The sequence below is a fragment of the Streptomyces sp. NPDC002309 genome, assembly GCF_053593375.1.
Window position 1 is genome coordinate 13,988 of record NZ_JBSFCI010000052.1, and the last position, 15,965, is coordinate 29,952.

Annotated in this window: 10 protein-coding genes and 6 pseudogenes; 7 read left to right on the forward strand and 9 right to left on the reverse strand. The window is 68.2% G+C overall.

All coding sequences use genetic code 11. The features are described 5' to 3' along the window. The first annotated feature begins 39 nt into the window (after positions 1-39). The 3 genes and pseudogenes from ACWCPM_RS30885 to ACWCPM_RS30895 all read left to right on the forward strand — a co-directional run bounded on the left by ACWCPM_RS30885 (position 40) and on the right by ACWCPM_RS30895 (position 3,355). Positions 40-960: a hypothetical protein gene (locus ACWCPM_RS30885; RefSeq protein ID WP_450979560.1), complete on the forward strand. Its 921-nt coding sequence runs from the start codon at positions 40-42 to the stop codon at positions 958-960. A 321-nt stretch (positions 961-1,281) separates the two neighbouring features. Then, complete coding sequence (gene lepB / locus ACWCPM_RS30890) at positions 1,282-1,908, forward strand: signal peptidase I (RefSeq protein ID WP_450979561.1); 627 nt, start codon at positions 1,282-1,284, stop codon at positions 1,906-1,908. 65 nt (positions 1,909-1,973) lie between these two features. Then, a pseudogene (locus ACWCPM_RS30895) lies at positions 1,974-3,355 on the forward strand (SMI1/KNR4 family protein). A gap of 134 nt (positions 3,356-3,489) precedes the next feature. Here ACWCPM_RS30895 and ACWCPM_RS30900 read toward each other — a convergent pair. Both ACWCPM_RS30900 and ACWCPM_RS30905 read right to left on the reverse strand, forming a co-directional pair. After that, on the reverse strand, positions 3,490-3,921 hold the full coding sequence (locus ACWCPM_RS30900; protein ID WP_450979562.1) for a hypothetical protein: 432 nt from the start codon (positions 3,919-3,921) through the stop codon (positions 3,490-3,492). 89 nt (positions 3,922-4,010) lie between these two features. Beyond that, positions 4,011-4,343 (reverse strand): hypothetical protein, encoded by a 333-nt coding sequence (locus ACWCPM_RS30905; RefSeq protein ID WP_450979563.1) that lies wholly within the window; start codon positions 4,341-4,343, stop codon positions 4,011-4,013. Positions 4,344-4,522: 179 nt separating this feature from the next. Here ACWCPM_RS30905 and ACWCPM_RS30910 point away from each other — a divergent pair. The 3 genes and pseudogenes from ACWCPM_RS30910 to ACWCPM_RS30920 all read left to right on the forward strand — a co-directional run. After that, positions 4,523-4,648 (forward strand): annotated as a pseudogene (locus ACWCPM_RS30910) (helix-turn-helix domain-containing protein); the annotation flags it as partial. After that, positions 4,621-5,577: an IS630 family transposase gene (locus ACWCPM_RS30915; protein ID WP_450979576.1), complete on the forward strand. Its 957-nt coding sequence runs from the start codon at positions 4,621-4,623 to the stop codon at positions 5,575-5,577. The pseudogene ACWCPM_RS30910 and the gene ACWCPM_RS30915, both read left to right, overlap by 28 nt. 143 nt (positions 5,578-5,720) lie before the next feature. Then, positions 5,721-6,605 (forward strand): hypothetical protein, encoded by an 885-nt coding sequence (locus ACWCPM_RS30920; RefSeq protein ID WP_450979564.1) that lies wholly within the window; start codon positions 5,721-5,723, stop codon positions 6,603-6,605. A gap of 276 nt (positions 6,606-6,881) precedes the next feature. Here ACWCPM_RS30920 and ACWCPM_RS30925 read toward each other — a convergent pair. The 6 genes and pseudogenes from ACWCPM_RS30925 to ACWCPM_RS30950 all read right to left on the reverse strand — a co-directional run. Further along, a pseudogene (locus tag ACWCPM_RS30925) lies at positions 6,882-7,082 on the reverse strand (hypothetical protein); the annotation flags it as partial. Between the two features lie 9 nt (positions 7,083-7,091). Then, positions 7,092-7,514, reverse strand: a complete 423-nt coding sequence (locus ACWCPM_RS30930; RefSeq protein ID WP_450979565.1) for an integrase core domain-containing protein — start codon at positions 7,512-7,514, stop codon at positions 7,092-7,094. Positions 7,515-7,586: 72 nt separating this feature from the next. Continuing rightward, positions 7,587-8,237: an SMI1/KNR4 family protein gene (locus ACWCPM_RS30935; protein ID WP_450979566.1), complete on the reverse strand. Its 651-nt coding sequence runs from the start codon at positions 8,235-8,237 to the stop codon at positions 7,587-7,589. Positions 8,238-8,292: 55 nt separating this feature from the next. Further along, positions 8,293-9,096: pseudogene (locus tag ACWCPM_RS30940) on the reverse strand (ExeA family protein). A gap of 30 nt (positions 9,097-9,126) precedes the next feature. Further along, on the reverse strand, positions 9,127-10,371 hold the full coding sequence (locus ACWCPM_RS30945) for a DDE-type integrase/transposase/recombinase (RefSeq protein ID WP_450979567.1): 1,245 nt from the start codon (positions 10,369-10,371) through the stop codon (positions 9,127-9,129). Positions 10,372-12,067: 1,696 nt separating this feature from the next. Beyond that, positions 12,068-12,399, reverse strand: a pseudogene (locus ACWCPM_RS30950) (TSUP family transporter); the annotation flags it as partial. Between ACWCPM_RS30950 and ACWCPM_RS30955 the strand changes: the two are divergent. Next, a pseudogene (locus tag ACWCPM_RS30955) lies at positions 12,390-12,610 on the forward strand (aminobenzoate oxygenase); the annotation flags it as partial. The pseudogenes ACWCPM_RS30950 and ACWCPM_RS30955 overlap by 10 nt on opposite strands. Before the next feature lie 82 nt (positions 12,611-12,692). Here ACWCPM_RS30955 and ACWCPM_RS30960 read toward each other — a convergent pair. Next, positions 12,693-15,611, reverse strand: coding sequence for a DNRLRE domain-containing protein (locus ACWCPM_RS30960; RefSeq protein ID WP_450979577.1), 2,919 nt, complete (start codon positions 15,609-15,611; stop codon positions 12,693-12,695). Positions 15,612-15,965 lie beyond the last annotated feature (354 nt).

The window sequence follows — 15,965 nt, forward strand, 5'->3', positions numbered from 1 at the left end:
CGTCAGGGACCGGGGCCGCTCCCATGAAGGAGACGCTTGATGAGAAACAGGGTTCTGGGCCGTTGCCTGGCCCGTACGGCGGCCGCCCTCACGGCGGCAGTCGCCCTGGCGGTGACGGCGGTCCCACTGACGGGCACGGCGCAGGCCCACGAGGCGTTGACGGGATCACTCAGCTTCAGCGGTGAGCCGGGCGAATACATCTCCGGCGGTGAGTCCCACACTTACACCCCGGAGACGACCGAGATGTTCGACATCTCGGGGCCTGTCTCACAGTCAGCCGTAGGTGCAACGATCGTCACACCCGAGGGCGAGCGCTGGTTCCTGCACATGGAAGCCCCGTACGGTCAGAAGCTGATCCCCGGCATGACATACACCAACGCCTCGAGTTGGCCCGACGCCGGGCCGGAAGACCCCCAGTTGCAGTTCAGCGTGACCGACCGGTACTGCGAGAGCGGCACCGGCTCGTTCACCATCTCGCACATCGCCTACGGCCCCTACGGCTACATCCGCGAGATCGACGCCACCTTCGAGCGCTACTGCAGCGGCTCCACACTGCCCGTGCGCGGCCAGCTCCACGCCCGCATGCCCGAGCCGCCGGCGGAGCTCGCCATCAGCATGGGCCTGAACACCACGGGCACGGTCGACACCCGCACCGGCCAGATCACCGTCGGCGGCTCGGTGACCTGCAACAAGTCGGCCCGCATCACCCTCACTGCCAGCGCCTACCAAACACAGAAGCGCGGAACCGCGTCAGGCTCGTACGAGGATCTGGTCGTCGTCTGCGAACCCGGCGCCCCAGTGCCGTGGACCGTGTCCTTCCCCAGCAACATCGACCCCACCGCCTCCTTCCAGCCCGGCGACGCCGTGCTCCGGGGCGTCGGCAGGGCCGACGACCACGACTACCCCGTCACCGTCGACACCGGCTTCCCTAGCGCCGACATCACCCTCGTCAAGTCCTGATCGCAGGAGGGCCCCCGGCCGCTACGCGGCCGGGCCCGCCCAGCGCAGTCAGCCGGAGGGTCTCCGGCACGCCTTCCATCGCTTCCGGGGACGGCGAACACGCTCGAGCCCTGCGACGGTCGGAGAGTGCAGCGCCGTGGGGGTGCTCGCAAGTGGGTGATGTGCTGATGCCGCGCCTGGAACACAGGCGGCCGACGGCGCGTGCGGCGATGAACCTCTAGATCCGTCGCGACTGCGTCCGAAGTCGGCGCAGGAGCGCGGTGATCGATCCCTCAGGACCGGCGAGGAACACGGGTCTCTGGGGTTGCGAAAGGAAGAACCATGGGGCGGGGCGAGGGAACAGTGAGAACGGTCTTCCGGGTGCTGGGGGCGGCCCTGGGGCTGGTTCTGGTGGTAGGGGCGGTCGTGCACGTCGGCGCCGGGTACACGACCGCTGAGGTCTCGAGCGACGCCATGCGGCCCACGTACACGCCGGGCGACCGTGTTCTCCTGGAGCGCATCGAGGCCGGATCCGTCCGCCGTGGCGATGTGGTGCTCCAGCGGACCGCCCGCCGTTACGGCGGCCTGGCGGTGCTCCAGCGGGTCGTCGGCATCGGCGGCGACCGGGTCGCGCAGCAGCCCGGAGACCCGGTGACCGTGAATGGAAAACCGCTGGCCGAGCCCTACGTCAAGGAAGGCGACCCCTCGGGCATGGCCACCGCGTACGACGTGGTGGTCCCCGAGGGACGGCTCTTCCTGCTCGGCGACCACCGGGCGAACTCCAACGACTCCCGGTACTTCCTCGACGACCAGGAGGGCACCGTCAGTGAGCGCGCGGTCCTGGCACGCGCACTCGACGACCGCTCTGGCCTCGTCGGGGCGGGGCTGACGGCGCTGCTCGGGCTCGTCCTCTTCCTTGGCGCGCTCGCGACGGAGATCGCCGGGCGCAGGAGACGCCCCATCCGATGACGACCCGGACCGCCGCACTGCGGCACTCCGGTTCCGGCTCAGCACACGACACGACGGAGGAAGAGTTGCCCTCGATCCACGACGTCGCCACCTGGGAGCCGTTGCTGCGGCTCCTGCTCCAGGACAATGCGGAGCGGCTCTCCGCACCCGACGGGTATGTGGCGGGCCACATAGGCAGGGGCAGCTGGAGCGTGCCCGCGGCCCGGCCGGCGTTCCAGCCAGGGCGGGCCGCGCTGGTCAGTGACATACAGACGGAGTGGGACGCGATCGGCCGCGTACGGGACGTCCTGGAGGAGTCGGACATCGACGAGGTCTCCTTCATGCTCGAGACGCCGGCGTCCGGCAAGGCCCTGCTCCATCTCTTCGACAACGGCCCCGCCGTCGAGTCGGGGGTCGGCAACCACCTCGGCGCGCTCGTCCTGGTCGAGGGAGCCGTCCCCGAGCCCTGGCGCCGGCTGCCGGACCCAACACCGGACGCGGTGCCCGCCCCGACAGCGGACGCGGCCCTGCTGGAGCGGACGCTCCGGGAACGGCTGCCCGGTGCGATCGGCGCCACCGAGGAGGAGCTCGCCGCGGCAGAGACCCGCCTGCGCGTCACGCTGCCCGAGGAGTTGAAGGCGCTGTACCGGGTCACCCGGGGACGCTGGAGGGATCTCGGCGAGGACTACAGCGCGGCAACGCGCATGGCCAAAGCGGTCGGCTGTGAACTTCTCGCGCTGGACGAGGTGTACGTCGCCGATGCCGCGTCCCGTCCGGCGCCCTGGGAGTTTGCCGCGATGGACGCCGTCGAGACCGGGCCCGACGCGGCCGTGCAGGGCCTCGTCGGATCGCCCGGCTGGATCGTCTTCGGTGACACGGGGGGTGGTGACCGGATCGCCGTCGACCTGACCCCAGGACCGAGGGGACACCTCGGACAGATCATCGTGATGAGCCACGAGGAGAACTGTGGTGCGGGCCTGGTCGCCGACTCCCTCACCGACCTCGTCCTCGACCGGCGGCCCGAGGAGGGGCGGGGTGTGGATCGCGAGGAACAGCCCCCGCTCGTCGCGTGGGTGAACAGGAGCGGCATCCCCAGCGTGACGGCTACGGCTCACCCAGGGCTGGAGGCCCTGAGCATCGGTGTGTGGGAAGGCGAACCGCTCAGCCTCGCTCCCTCGTCGGGCTTCCGCGCCTGCGGACCCTGACCGCCTACCCGGGCACCCTCGCCGACCCATTGGAGATCGCCCGCCTTGACGGGCTCGAATTCCTGGAGCTCGCTCCGGAGGATTGGCGCGTCCTGCTCGACGCCGGCGCCGTGCCGCGCGGCCTGTCGGCTGCCGCGATCGAGGTGCAGGGAGAGCGGAACCCCCTGCCGGTCATCGAACTCGCCAACGAGATCCTCGCGCTGTGGAACAGGCCCCCGATCACCCGGAGGGTCATCGAGGCCGATCTCGGGCCGGTTGCGTAAGCCCCCTACTCGGCGTCGTCCGCCGTGAGCGACACGAGGCTTGCACTGATTGGGGGACGCCTCACCGTATCTGCTAGTTCGTCAGCTCGGCGAAGCACCGCCCCACCAAGTTCAGCCAGGACGATCGCCCTCCCTCATCGTGAGCCGTCAGCTACAGATGACCTTGACCTTGCCGGTGATCCGAAGGGCGTCGCCGGTATGAGTCCCAGCAGGACCTTCCAGGCGAGGGCGTTGTCGCAGCCCGGCGTCGACGGCCAGCCCGGCGGGTCAGTGGCGAGGGGTACGGTCCCGGCGACGAACCGGCGACCGTCGGCTCTCACGCCACCGGGCGACTGGCTGCCGTCCGAGGAGGGGCGCCGCGTCAGACCCGATGTCGTCAGCGTGCCCTTGGGCTCGGTGAAGGCCTTCGTGCTGCCGACATTGTCGTAGGCGTCGTCCGGGACTCGTGCGACGTGGCCGCCGATGTCGCCGACGCCACCGAACAAGGCATCCACCGCATCAACCACAACCCACAACTGCCATGGTCCTTTATCGCCCACACCGGCCTGACCATCCACCCACCACACCCACCGAACTTACGAAAAGATCAGTAGTGGTTCGTTCCGGAAGTCCTTCGGGGGTTGACTGCGGAATCTGTGTCGTGCGTGTCGACTCGTCAGATGTCGGGTGCGGCTGCGGCGAGGTGGACCCCACAGGCGCAGTCGAGGGCGTCTGCGGGGCTGTCGGCGAAGCCGCCGGTGGGCAGGATGGAGTCTTCGTAGCGGTCACTGCCGGCCAGGTAGAGGGCGAAGCCCCACCGGGTGGCGGTTCCGTTGTAGCGCAGGCGCATCAGCTTGACCTGTTCGCCGTCGGCCAGTTCTCCCGCCACGTAGGCGAAAGCGCCGCAGTGGCGGACGTGCAGCCGCGTCAGCTGCGGCCAGGCGGTACGGGCGTGCTCGCCAAGTTGCTGCTCCAGCGAGAGCCTCGTCGATTCCGCAGGTGTGGGCATGACGGCCATCCTGCCCAAAGGGCCGGGAGCGGGCACGGCAGGCTGCGGTCTGTCGTGATCCACTTCTCCCGATCGGCCAGCCTCCCGTGCCCGCTCCCCCGGCCCGCCCGATAGCCCCTACCGCCGCCGAGCGCGAGCGGCTGAAGAGGATGGCCTACGGCCACAAGACCGAGTACCGGATGCGCCTGCGCGCGCAGGTCGTGCTGCACGCGGCGCGCGGACGCTCCAACGCGCGCATCGCCCGCGAGACGGGACTGCACCTGGACACCGTGCGCACCTGGCGCGGCCGGTTCGCCGAGCAGGGCCTGCCGGATCTGTCCGCCCGCGCGTGTTCACCGCGTTGCAGACCGCCCAGGTCAAGGCGCTGGCCTGCCAGTTGCCCGCCGAGACCGGGATGCCGCTGGCCCGCTGGTCGTGCCCGGAGCTGGCCCGCGAGGCCATCGAGCGGGGCCTCGCCGCGTTCGTGTCGGCCTCCACCGTGCGCCGCTGGCTGGCCGAGGACGCGCTCAAGCCCTGGCAGCACCGCTCCTGGATCTTCATCACCGACCCGCAGTTCCGGCCCAAGGCCCATCGTGTGCTGGACCTGTACGCCCGCACCTGGCAGGGCGAACCGCTAGGCGAGGACGAGTACGTCATCAGCGCCGACGAGAAGACCTCCATCCAGGCCCACTGCCGCTGCCACCCCACCCTCGCCCCCGGTCAGGCCAGAGCGATGCGCGTCAACCACACCTACGGACGCGGCGGCGCGCTGGCCTACCTGGCCGCCTACGACGTCCACAACGCGAAGGTGGTCGGCCGCACCGAGCCGCGCACCGGCATCGACCCGTTCATGAACCTGGTCACCCAGGTCATGAGCACCGAGCCCTACGCGAGCGCCAAACGCGTCTTCTGGATCGTGGACAACGGCTCCTCCCGCCGCGGCCAGAAGGCCGTCGACCGGCTGGCCAGCGCGTTCCCGAACGCGGTCATGGTCCACACCCCAGTCCACGCCTCGTGGTTGAACCAGGTGGAGATCTACTTCTCCGTGGTCCAGCGCAAGGTCGTCTCGCCCAACGACTTCACCGGCCTGACCCAGGTCGGAGACCGGCTCCGAGCCTTCGAAGACCGCTACAACGCCACAGCACAGCCGTTCCAGTGGAAGTTCACCACCTCCGACCTGGACGATCTGCTGGCCAGACTCGACCGGCACACCACCGATCACGAGGAAGAATCCTCCGCCCGACCAACAGCATGATCAACCCCCGAAGGACTCCCGGAGCCGACCACTTCAGGGCCCATCTGTCGATACCTCAGCGGCTGGGCCGATCCCGCGGCCTGCCGGACGGCCCTCAAGAACACCCGGCGCTGCTGTCGTATCTACCCTCTAGGGTCCCGATCATGAGTGACGGAATCGAGTGGATAGACAATGAGCTGGGCGCCTGGGCCTTCTCCCTCACGATGGTGGCGGGCATCAGCTACGAGGAACTGGCCGTCTACCTAGGCGCGCAGCCAGGCACCATCATGGACCCCGAAACCGCCCACGACATGCTGGAACTCTCCCCCGGGTCGTGGGACCTGCCGGACTACGCAATGCTGGGCAACACCAGCAACGGCTGGGCGTTCGCCATCGAGTCCCCAGCAGCCCGCGATCGCGCCGACCGGCTCGCCCCGGGCAGGGACATGTGGTCCGAGCACACCGTCGTCAACATCTGGGACAGCACCATGGACCCGCCGATCATCAACGTTAACGTCGCTGGGAGGCACGACTGGATGTTCTGGGAGTACAGCACCGACCACACGGACCACTCGCTCACCCGCCGCCTGGTCGCCGAGGCCGGACTCGTCCTGTCCTCCGACGACATTGACGGAGAAGAAGAGTTCGACGAGGTGGCGATGGCGGACGTGTACCGGATCATGGGCGAGCACTACGGGCTGACCCTGCCCCGGCAGGCCATCACCGCCCGGCGCCTGCCACACGTCTTCACCGAACCCAGGGTGTTCGTGCGGTCCCAGACGCGGTGCCCGGTCTGCGGTGAGCAGATGGTGCCGTACGGCGGCGGATCCTGGGGGCCGAGCGAATACCGGCTGGTGTGCGTCTACTACAAGCTTCGCGACATCCCCGGCCACCCACCGCAGGGGTGCCCGGGAGAGATCAGCGGGCCCGCTCTGGCCGAGGTGGTACACGAGGAGCCGAACCCCAAGTACGGCAACATACGCGTGCCCCGACGCACGACATCGGCTCCGGAGTCAACCCCCGAAGGACTTGCGGAGTCGACCACTTAGCCTCCTGCGGCGTCCGGCTCTGCGTCGGCTGCGGCCTGCCCGGACCGGGCTCCGTCCCGGCGCCGAACGGCGAAGGGATCGCTCCCTTGGCCGCCGCGACGGCCACGCCACCCAGCGCCCCACGACGAGGCCCGCGATCAGCCCTCTGACCAGCAGACGCTTGCGGCGCTGCTCCCCCAGCCGCCAGTCGTACCGTGCTCGACCGTGTCACCATGACACCGGCGTTGCGTGCACCACCGCGCCCCGCGCCATGCCGTGCGGTGGCGAACAGGACCATCACCTCGGTCGAGGTTCTCCTCGTGTGATAACTCGCCTGGCCCGACCGTGCATGGTCAGATAGAAGGTCTGCAGCGATTCTTCAGGTCCCCCGAGTTCGAAGCGGTTACGGACCTTCCCCAGTGGGTTCCAGATCCGCCCGTCCGGCATCCGCACCCCGACCGGCTGCCCAAAGTAGGCTCGCTGATCGGCATCGAAGTCTGTCCCGCGTCAAGTAATTGGCAGGTTTTCGGGTTCTGGAAAGTTGGGGACGAGAGGGTCGGCGCCGCCGGTGTGGACGTCGTAGGAGCGGTTCCAGGCGAGTGCCTCGTGGGGCCGGACGGTGTTGTACTCGGTCCGGTAGTCCTCGGCGTGGCGGACCAGGTCAAGGGCGTCGGGTATCTCCTCGAGGAACAGCTTCTCGTACTTCAGCGAGCCGAAGCCGCGCTCGCGTGAGCCGTTCTGCCCTGGCGTTCGGACACGGGTGCGGACGTGCCGCAGCTCGGGGCGGGCGACGATGAATGCCTCGAAGCGGACCGAGCGGAACGGTCCCCCGTTGTCGGTGACGATCGTGACCAGCGATTGCTGTTGCCCGACGCTGAAAATGCCGACGGGTCCGGCACTGAAGCTGCCGATCACCGAGAACAAGATCACCCCAATGGGGTGGTCCCAGCGGGGCGCTTGTCGGCGAGGTGTCGCGGTCGTCGGCAAGGCGCCGAGGCACAATCAGTCGAACTTCATGCCGAAGTACGGGTCGGGTTCGCCTGTGTAGGGGTCGACGCCGGCCTCCCACCGTCGTCGTTCCTCGCGCCAGTGGACGAAGTGCGGAGAGGGCTCTCCCCAGCGGGAGAGGTCGCTGAACGGGCACTCGTCGAAGCCCTTGGTGAACAGGCGCCGAAGGAACTCCGCCATTCCGCAGTCGTAGATTCTCCAGTGGGGCCAGCCGTGCCGTTCCCACACGACAACAGGCCACTTGTCGGGGTCGTGGTCAACGGTGAGCCAGCCAAGGATGTCGGCTCCGCAGCTGACACCCCAAGCGACGACAGAATCAGGTCCGGCATCGACCTCGTCCGGTCCTCCTTCGGACTCCCACATGTGCCGCATGTTGGCTGTCTCGGCCGCCATGCCCTCGAGGCCAGGGCTGTCGGCCGGCCGCGTGCTCGCTTCGGGGGGCACGACGCTCAGCGCGCCGTCGATGCCGCCGGCTCCGTACGTGTTCATGAAGGCGATGTAGTCGGAGGGGAAGCCGACCCCCCAAGCCTGCCTGATCGCATCCCAGTCCACCTGCTCATCGGCCCCGTCATGTGGCGGCATTACCGCCGTGAGTGCGGCGAGAGCTGTTCCTTGAGACGGCATGTCCCCTCCAGTGGTGCGCATCGACTGATGCAAGGTATCCGGCGCCACCGACATCGAGTTTCGAGGGTGTGGAATGTCAGTCGAGGACTTCGGTGACGGCGGACTGGGCGGCTTTCTCGTCGACGAGGGACTTGCCGGCGGCGAACGTGGCGACGAGGGATTGCTGGCAGAGGTTGTTGACCGCGCGGGGGAAGCCGCGGGATGTGGTGTGGATGAGGGTGACGGCGTCGTCGGTGAAGAGCTGGTCGCTGCGGCCGGCGAGGCCGAGGTGGTGCTTGATGTAGCTGGCGGTCTCGGCCGAGGTCATCCCGGGCATCGTGTAACGCAGGGCGGTCCGCTGTTCGAGGGCGGCCAGGACGGCGAGTTTCATGGTCCGCCGCAGGGTTGGCTGGCCGACCAGCAGGCGGGACAGCGGCGAGTCCTGGTCCATGGCCGTGTTGGTCAGCATCCGGATCGCTTCGAGCTGTTCGTAGGACTGGGCCTCGTCCAGGACCAGAACGGGGGTGCGGCCGCGTTCTTCGCGTTCGGCGGCCAGCGCCAGGCCGGTCTGGGCGGTCAGACGGGAGCCGAGGTGGGAGGGCTGCTGGCCGAAGGCGGTCACGATCGCCTAGTGGATCCCACGGACCCCGATCATGGGGTTAGGCAGGTAGATCACGGTGTGTTTCGACGGGTCGATGCCGTGCAGGACGGTGCGGACGGAGACGGTCTTGCCCGCGCCGACCTCGCCGGTGACGACGCCGATGGAGCGTTCGGAGATGCACCAGGTGATGCGGGCGACGGCTTCGTTGTGGGACGCGTGGCGGTGCAGCATGCCGGGGGCGAGGTCACGGCCGAAGGGCATGCGGCTGAATCCGTAGTGGGCCTGGAGCTTCTCAATCATGCTTTTCCTCCCGAGAGTTGGGGGTCAGGATCATTCACCGGTCAGGTCGGTGAGGTCGACGGCCGTCATGGGTTCGCCCAGGGCGGCGTAGTTGACCTTGTCGGCGAGCTCGGCCTTGTGAGCGGTGTCGATCAGGCCCAGGTAGTCGATGCCGGTGGTCGGCCTGGGTTCCTCGGCGGGAGTCTCGGGCCGGGCCTTGGGGTGGGAGTGACGGCTGACCTGGAAGGGCAGCGCGGTGCCGGCATCCTGGCCGTTCGCTCGGACCCGCAGGAAGGACAGGTCGAAGGGGTCGAAGACCAGCTCGACGCGCTGGCCGACCAGCAACGGGTCGACCTGGTAGCGGTTGCCGTGCAGCGACACCAGCGCGGTCTTGGACAAGGTGCGGTGCTCGGACCAGCGGAAGGCTTCCGCGAGGTCGGCGGGGTTGGGGACCACGAGGGGGCGGTCGCCCATCCAGCGGGCCAGCGGGGCGGCTCCTGTCTCGGAGTGCACCCGACGGTGGTAGACGTTCTCGGTCCAGGCCGTGAACAGCCGGTTCATCTCCAGCAGGCTGTCGACCTGCCGTCCCGCCTGGCCGTCGCCGGAGGCGATCTCGACGACGAACTCGCTGTTCATGGTGCGGAAGAACCGCTCGATTTTGCCCCGGCCCTGGGGACGTCCGGGCGTGGAGTGGACCAGCTTGATGTCGAGTTTCGCGCTGGCCCTAAGCAGCCACGAGTCCACGAACGCGGACCCGTTGTCGACGTAGATGTAACGCGGGACACCCCGCGCGGCCAAGGCCGGACGCAGAGCCGCGGCCAGACGGACAGTGTCCTCCGCGAACCCCCAGCGGTGCCCCATCACAGCCCGCGAGTGATCGTCCACGAACGCGAACAGGTACATCTTGCGGCCTGCGACCATCGGCCCGTGCAGGGCGTCCCCGGTCCACAATTCGTTGGGGCCGTCGGCCTCGAACCGTCCGAACACCGCGGCTGCGGTGGGAGCCTTCAGCGCGTCCAGTCCCTCGCGGACGATCATCCGCTGGATGGTGCGTTCGTCCGGTGCCCAGCCCCGCTGAGCACCGATGATCCGGCGGATCTGGGCCGCCGACCGCGAGGGGTTCTCCTTCTTCAGCGCCGCCGCCAGGTCCAGGATCTCCTGCGGCGTGCGGGGCCGGGACTGCCGCGGCGAGGGCACCAGTGCCTCGAACCCAGCCCGCTTCCACTCGTAGATCCAGCGGTCCAGGGTCCACCGGGTGATCCGCACCGGCCGTCCGTCCGGGTCGATATGGGGCATGGACGCCAACTCCCGCACCAACACACCGCGTTGGCGCCGCGACAGCGTCGGACCCTGAAGAGCGATGGGAGATCGGCACCCATGGCCGCGTGCTCCATTGCGCTGCAACGGGATTCGTGAGCTTCCATCCTCTCCAACGATCACGGTGCACGTGGTGACCTTACGTAGCAGAAGACCACACGGCGGAAGCATCGGGCGGAATCGGCGTATGCCGGTCCCGGCTCATCGGGTGGCGACGAGTAGAACACGCGGGGCCCGGGACCAACCCTGGCACCCCGCCCTGCCCCGCATCTGCTTCACGAACCGAGCCGGCCGGGCAGCTGCCAGCATCTGGGCCCTGGTCGAAGGCCAGGAGCAACCCAAGGGCGCGGAGAGGACGCCCACTCCGGTGACGCCGGTATTCTCGACGACGGTTGAACGCGGACCTGGCCGATGCCAGTGTGCTGGGCCCGCGGTACGGGGCGGGCGGGAAGCTCACCTCCGCTCGCGCGGAGAGGACTCTGCGTCATTCAACTATGAATGACATTCCGCCTTCCTTGGAATCGCCGGCCGAGATGCACGAGAATTGCCACGGTGGCATCCTGGTGCTATGGGGGAATTCGAAGGGTACACCTTGTCGCGCTACGCGCTCAGACAGGCACCCCAAATCGTCGAGGTCTTGAAATGAAACTTCGAAACGTCGCGGCAGCCGCAGTCCTATTAACCCCCGTCATGTTCGTAGGCGTGACGGAGAATAGCGTGGCGAGCACGCGTCACCGTGTCGTAGTCACCGGAACCATGATGGTATACAACGGTGGTGGGATTTTCGCGTCTAGCGAAAGGAGAGACTTCTCCATCAACCGTACGGCCTTCGTCTCGCACAGTTCGACGAGCAATTCCATCAGAGTCGAGGGATGCGCAGGCGGTGAGACTCGAGGGATACTCGACGTGTCATTCCGACTGCGCGCATCAGAAAACGTCAGGTACACGCCTACGCTCCGCTTGTACGAAGAGTCGTCGTGCCACAATCTTGACCTCGACGGCACGCTTACTGGGGTAACCAGGGAGGTTGTCGAGGGTGGTAGTCACGGGCGCACGATGACTGTAAAAAATCACGGAGTAGGGGCGACCGATACGGTCAAGGTAACCATTAACGTAGCCAACAACTGATCAACGGCTGACTGGTGCGGGCATGCCGGCCTACGAGCGCCAGCGGGATTCGGCACACGAGTTGACGCTAGCCCCGCCTACAGTGCCGCCCTCACCGCACCCTGGGGGGACTGTGAAGTACGTCTGGCTACTCACCGCCCTGCTCCTTACCGCGCTCGCCATTGGGGGCATCGTGATCGCAATCGAACGCAACGACACTGCATCGGCGATCTTCGACCTCGCCACTAGCGCCGTGCTCGCCGTCTGCGCCTGGCGGTGCTGGAAGCGGGTGGCTGCGATGCAACCGCCGCGGCCAGGCAGCCTCGATGCTCCAGACCGCCCTTTAGCCGTGCGGTACGTACCGCACGGCACCGTGCATGTCGGGGATCGAGGCGGATGCAGCGGGATCCAGCAGGATGTGAATGTCCGTCTCTGTGGCGTTTCCGCAGGTGAGACGCGTTACCAGTTTGGGTTCGAGTCCCACCCGCCCCACTCCAGCAGAAACGTCGTGACCTGCGGTTGGCGCCGGGAGGGCGCATTCCACTCCCATGATGTTCCGGCATTGCAGTCAGCGCAGCAGGAGCTGCACGATCGCGATGACGCCGACGAGATGATGGCGCGAAGGGTGGTGGGCGGGAGGCGGCGGCCGACGTTGGCGCCGATCTGCCCGCCGAGGGCGGAGCCGACGGCGATCAGCAGGACCGCCGTCCAGTCGAACTCGGCGACGAAGAGGAAGAAGCAGGCGGCGATGCCGTTGACGACGGCTCCGAGGATGTTCTTGACGGCGTTGACGCGTTGCAGGTCCTCGTCGAGGAGCAGGCCCATCAAGGAGAGGTAGATGATCCCTTGGGCGGTGCCGAAGTAGTCGCCGCACCCGCTCGCGAGAAGCAGTCCGTTCAGTGAAGGACATCGGCCCGTGGGGCGAGCGCCTTCAGAAGACATATTTCGACATGGGCGTCTTCGACTTGGGCGACTCCAACCTGGACCTGCTGATGACCCAGGACGAGGAGATCGCCGAGGCCCTGGACCGGGAGCACTTCGCAGCCGAGGAGCGGGAGCGGGTCGCTGGGTGGCGGAGGCGATCGCGGAGAGCGGGGCGGCGGCTTCGTAGCCGTACCGGAAAGGGGTGAGCCCCGACCGCCTGCTGCGAGGCAGGCGACCGGGGCTCGGTGTGCGTCAGTGGGCGGCCGGGATCAGCCGAACGCCTTGACGGTGCTCCAGTCGACGGACAGGACCGTCTTCACGGGTGCGTTGGTGTTGGTGGTGGACGGGTTGTACAGCCTCATGTTGCCGGTGGCGCCGTCGCGGGCCCAGATGTCGGGCACTCCGTCCTTGTTGACGTCGGGGATGCCGATCGCGGCGGTGATGTTGGTCGCGGTCCAGTTGGTGCCGAACGACACGTCACCGTTGACCGAGTTGGCCGCGAGTTTGATCGACTCCAGGTCGACGCTGCCGGCGACCGGGCCGGGCTTGCCGTGGCGGACGTACATGTTGCCGTTGGACACGTTCCGCCACAGCAGGTCGGGCGTGTTGTCCTTGTTCATGTCCGCGATGTTGACGATGTCGCGAGCGGTGGTGGCCCAGGCGGTGCCCTCCATGAGCGTGGCGGACTGGAAGCTGCCACCGGTGTAGCCGGAGAGGATCCAGAACGCGGTGCCCGCGCGCAGGGCGATGTCCGGGTGCTTGTCACCCGTGATGTCGCCGATCGCCTTGATCTGTGTCCACGTGGACGGCGCCGGGGCGTTGGACGGCAGCCGGATCTTCATGCGCTGGTCGACGTTGAAGGTGCCGTAGCCGTCGCCCGGGTAGAGCCAGAACTGCTTGTCCGGGGTGACGGCGAACAGGTCGGTCGACCCGTCGCCCGGGTAGGCGTCGTTGTAGTGCGCGATCAGCGACGGCGTGCCGGCGGCGTTGATCCAGTGGTTCGCCGGGTCGATCTTCTTGCCGGCGGTGACGTAGGACGCGGCGAGGCAGTTGTACAGCTCACCGCCGGTGCCGGGGGCGGCCGGGTCGGCGGGGGCGCCGACACAGTTCTTCAGCCTGCCGTCCGCGTAGAGGACGAGCAGGTCGGCGATGTTGTCGCCGCCCGTGTCCATCGGGCCGTCGGCGGTGTCACGCGGCGGCAGGTAGAAGCCGTAGTCGCCGCGGATGCTCTGGTTGCCGTTGGCGTCGTAGGCGTAGACGTTGATCGTGACGGGTCCGGCGTGCGGCGGGGTGACACCGGTGATGGTGACCTTGCCGTTCACCGGGGGCGGCGCGTCGACGTAGCCCTGGCCCTCGAAGGCGTACCGGAACTTCGACGCACCGGCGGCGGTGAAGGTGAAGTCACCGGGCTTGCCGAAGTTCACCGATGCCCACGTCTTGCCGTCGTCGGTGGCCTCCGTGAACACCGTGCTGGTGATGTCCGGCTGCGGCGGGGCGGTCGGGTCGACGGTGATCTGGCACGGCTCGCTGCCGTTCGGGAAGAAGGACGAGGTGGAGCCCGCGGCCGGGTACGTGGAGTCCTCGGAGCGCACGTCCCACTTGTAGAGGGTGTTCGTGGTGATGCCGCTCAGCAGCGGGTCCGTCGCCTGGATGACCATCTGGCCGTACCCGGTGGTGCTGTCCGCGGTGGCGACGTACTCCTTCTTGGTGGTGTCCGTCGACTTCCAGAAACGGAACCGCAGCTTGGGAACGGCGCCGTCCGGGTCGGAGCCCTTGGCCTTCAGCGTGATGGTCGTCCGGCCGATCAGCATGCTGTTCGTCGGACCGGCCACACAGGCGCCACCCGGGGAGGAGGTACCGGAGGTCGGCTGGTTCGGCGCGCGGTTGAACTCGCCTTCGATCCGGGCACCGGTCGCGGCGAACTTGCGCCAGGTCTGGGTGTCGGTCTCGGACGTGGCCCGCATGCCGAGGGTGATGTTCGACCAGCCCTTGTCCGCGGCCTCCTGGGCCGCCGACGTCACGGTGAACGACTCCCACGCGTCCGGGCAGGACGAGGACCAGCCGTGTGCGAAGGACTTCTTCTGCAGCACCCTCGACCAGCTCGGCTGCGCGTTCCACGTCGTACCCGAGGAGATGCCGCCCGTCAGCCAGAACTCCATCTGACGGTCGGTGCAGGACCAGGAGTGGTTGTTCACGATCTTGAACGTGGCCCAGTCGAACTTGGCGCCCTCGTAGCTGGTGGAGAACCTCATCCGCCAGAAGGAGCGGGCCAGACCGCCGGTGTCGCTCTCGTAGCCCACGCGGGCGTCGGAGGTGCCGGAGGAGAAGTTCGTACCGTTCCAGAAGCTGGAGTTCGGGTACTTCTTGTACGCCACGGTCCAGGCGAGCCAGTCGCTGTTGAGCGGCGGGTCGATGAAGACCGGGAACTGCGTGTCCTTGTCGGTGAACAGGCCCGTGGCCGCGACGTCCAGGTTCAGCGTCGCGGAGCCGGTGCCGTCACCGTCGAGGACGACGGGGAGCTGGGCGGACTTCGCGCCCGGCTCGATGCCCGTCAGGCCCGACAGCTTCAGCACGTCGGCCGTGGTGGCCACGGAGGTGCGCTGCGGCGTGCCCGGGGGCAGCTCGGGGTCGCGGCCGGCCGAGTCCCAGGCGAACGGGGTCGGGATGCTGCCGGCCTCCTTGCCGTCCTTGCCGAGGACCTGGATCCGGTTGGCCTTCGTGTCCTGCCGGAACACGGCCGTCTTCGAGCGCAGCCCGTACGAGACGGTCGCGAGGTCCTTGTTCTGCGTGGCCTGCTCGTCCTTGACGATGAGGAGCTGGCCGAAGCCGCCCTCGGCGCGCACGACCAGCAGCAGGTCGACACCCGGGAACACCTCGGGGTAGAGGGCGCGCGGGCCGTCGAGCACCGGCTCGGGCAGGGTGCCCGGCCAGGTGTACGCGACGGTGTGGCCGTTCAGGTCGACCTCGGCGAGGACGGTCTCGCCGGCCAGCGGGGCGCGGACGTACGAACGGTCGGCGCGGTCCGCGGACCGGGTACCGCCGGCGAAACGCACCGGCACGACCGCGTTCACCGGACGGATGCTCAGCGCACCGGCACCCTTCGTCCGGCGCAGCGTGGTGTCGATCGGCGCCCACTTGCCCTGGGCGTTCTTCGCACGCTGCGGCTGGGCGTCGATCTGGGTGCGCATCTTGCCGTTCGGCAGTGCCCAGATGAGCTGGTTCTCGGTGGTCGCCGTGTCGACGAGCACCTTCTTCCCGGTCCGCCTGGCCTCGGCCGCGGCAGCGGCCTCGTCGCGCGGACCGGTCGACGCCTGCCGGGCGTCGGTGGCGGACGTGCCGCCGTCGGCGGTCGTGGGCCCGCTCGGCTGCCACCAGGGCAGGAGCGCGGCGGTGAGGGCGGCCAGGACAAGGCCGAGAGTGATGCTCAGCCGTGTGCGCGTGCGCACGAATGGGCTGAGAAGACGAGGCGGCGCAGGCACGGCGGTCTACTTCCGTGAGAACCAGAGGATTTCGGACAGCACAGACAGCCCCGTGGCAGAGAC

Coding starts and splice junctions, on each gene's coding strand:
- ACWCPM_RS30885 (WP_450979560.1), top strand. CDS start 40: ATGAGAAACAGGGTTCTGGGCCGTTGCCTGGCCCGTACGGCGGCCGCC.
- lepB (WP_450979561.1), top strand. CDS start 1,282: ATGGGGCGGGGCGAGGGAACAGTGAGAACGGTCTTCCGGGTGCTGGGG.
- ACWCPM_RS30905 (WP_450979563.1), bottom strand. CDS start 4,343: ATGCCCACACCTGCGGAATCGACGAGGCTCTCGCTGGAGCAGCAACTT.
- ACWCPM_RS30920 (WP_450979564.1), top strand. CDS start 5,721: ATGAGTGACGGAATCGAGTGGATAGACAATGAGCTGGGCGCCTGGGCC.
- ACWCPM_RS30935 (WP_450979566.1), bottom strand. CDS start 8,237: ATGCGCACCACTGGAGGGGACATGCCGTCTCAAGGAACAGCTCTCGCC.
- ACWCPM_RS30945 (WP_450979567.1), bottom strand. CDS start 10,371: ATGCCCCATATCGACCCGGACGGACGGCCGGTGCGGATCACCCGGTGG.
- ACWCPM_RS30960 (WP_450979577.1), bottom strand. CDS start 15,611: ATGCGCACCCAGATCGACGCCCAGCCGCAGCGTGCGAAGAACGCCCAG.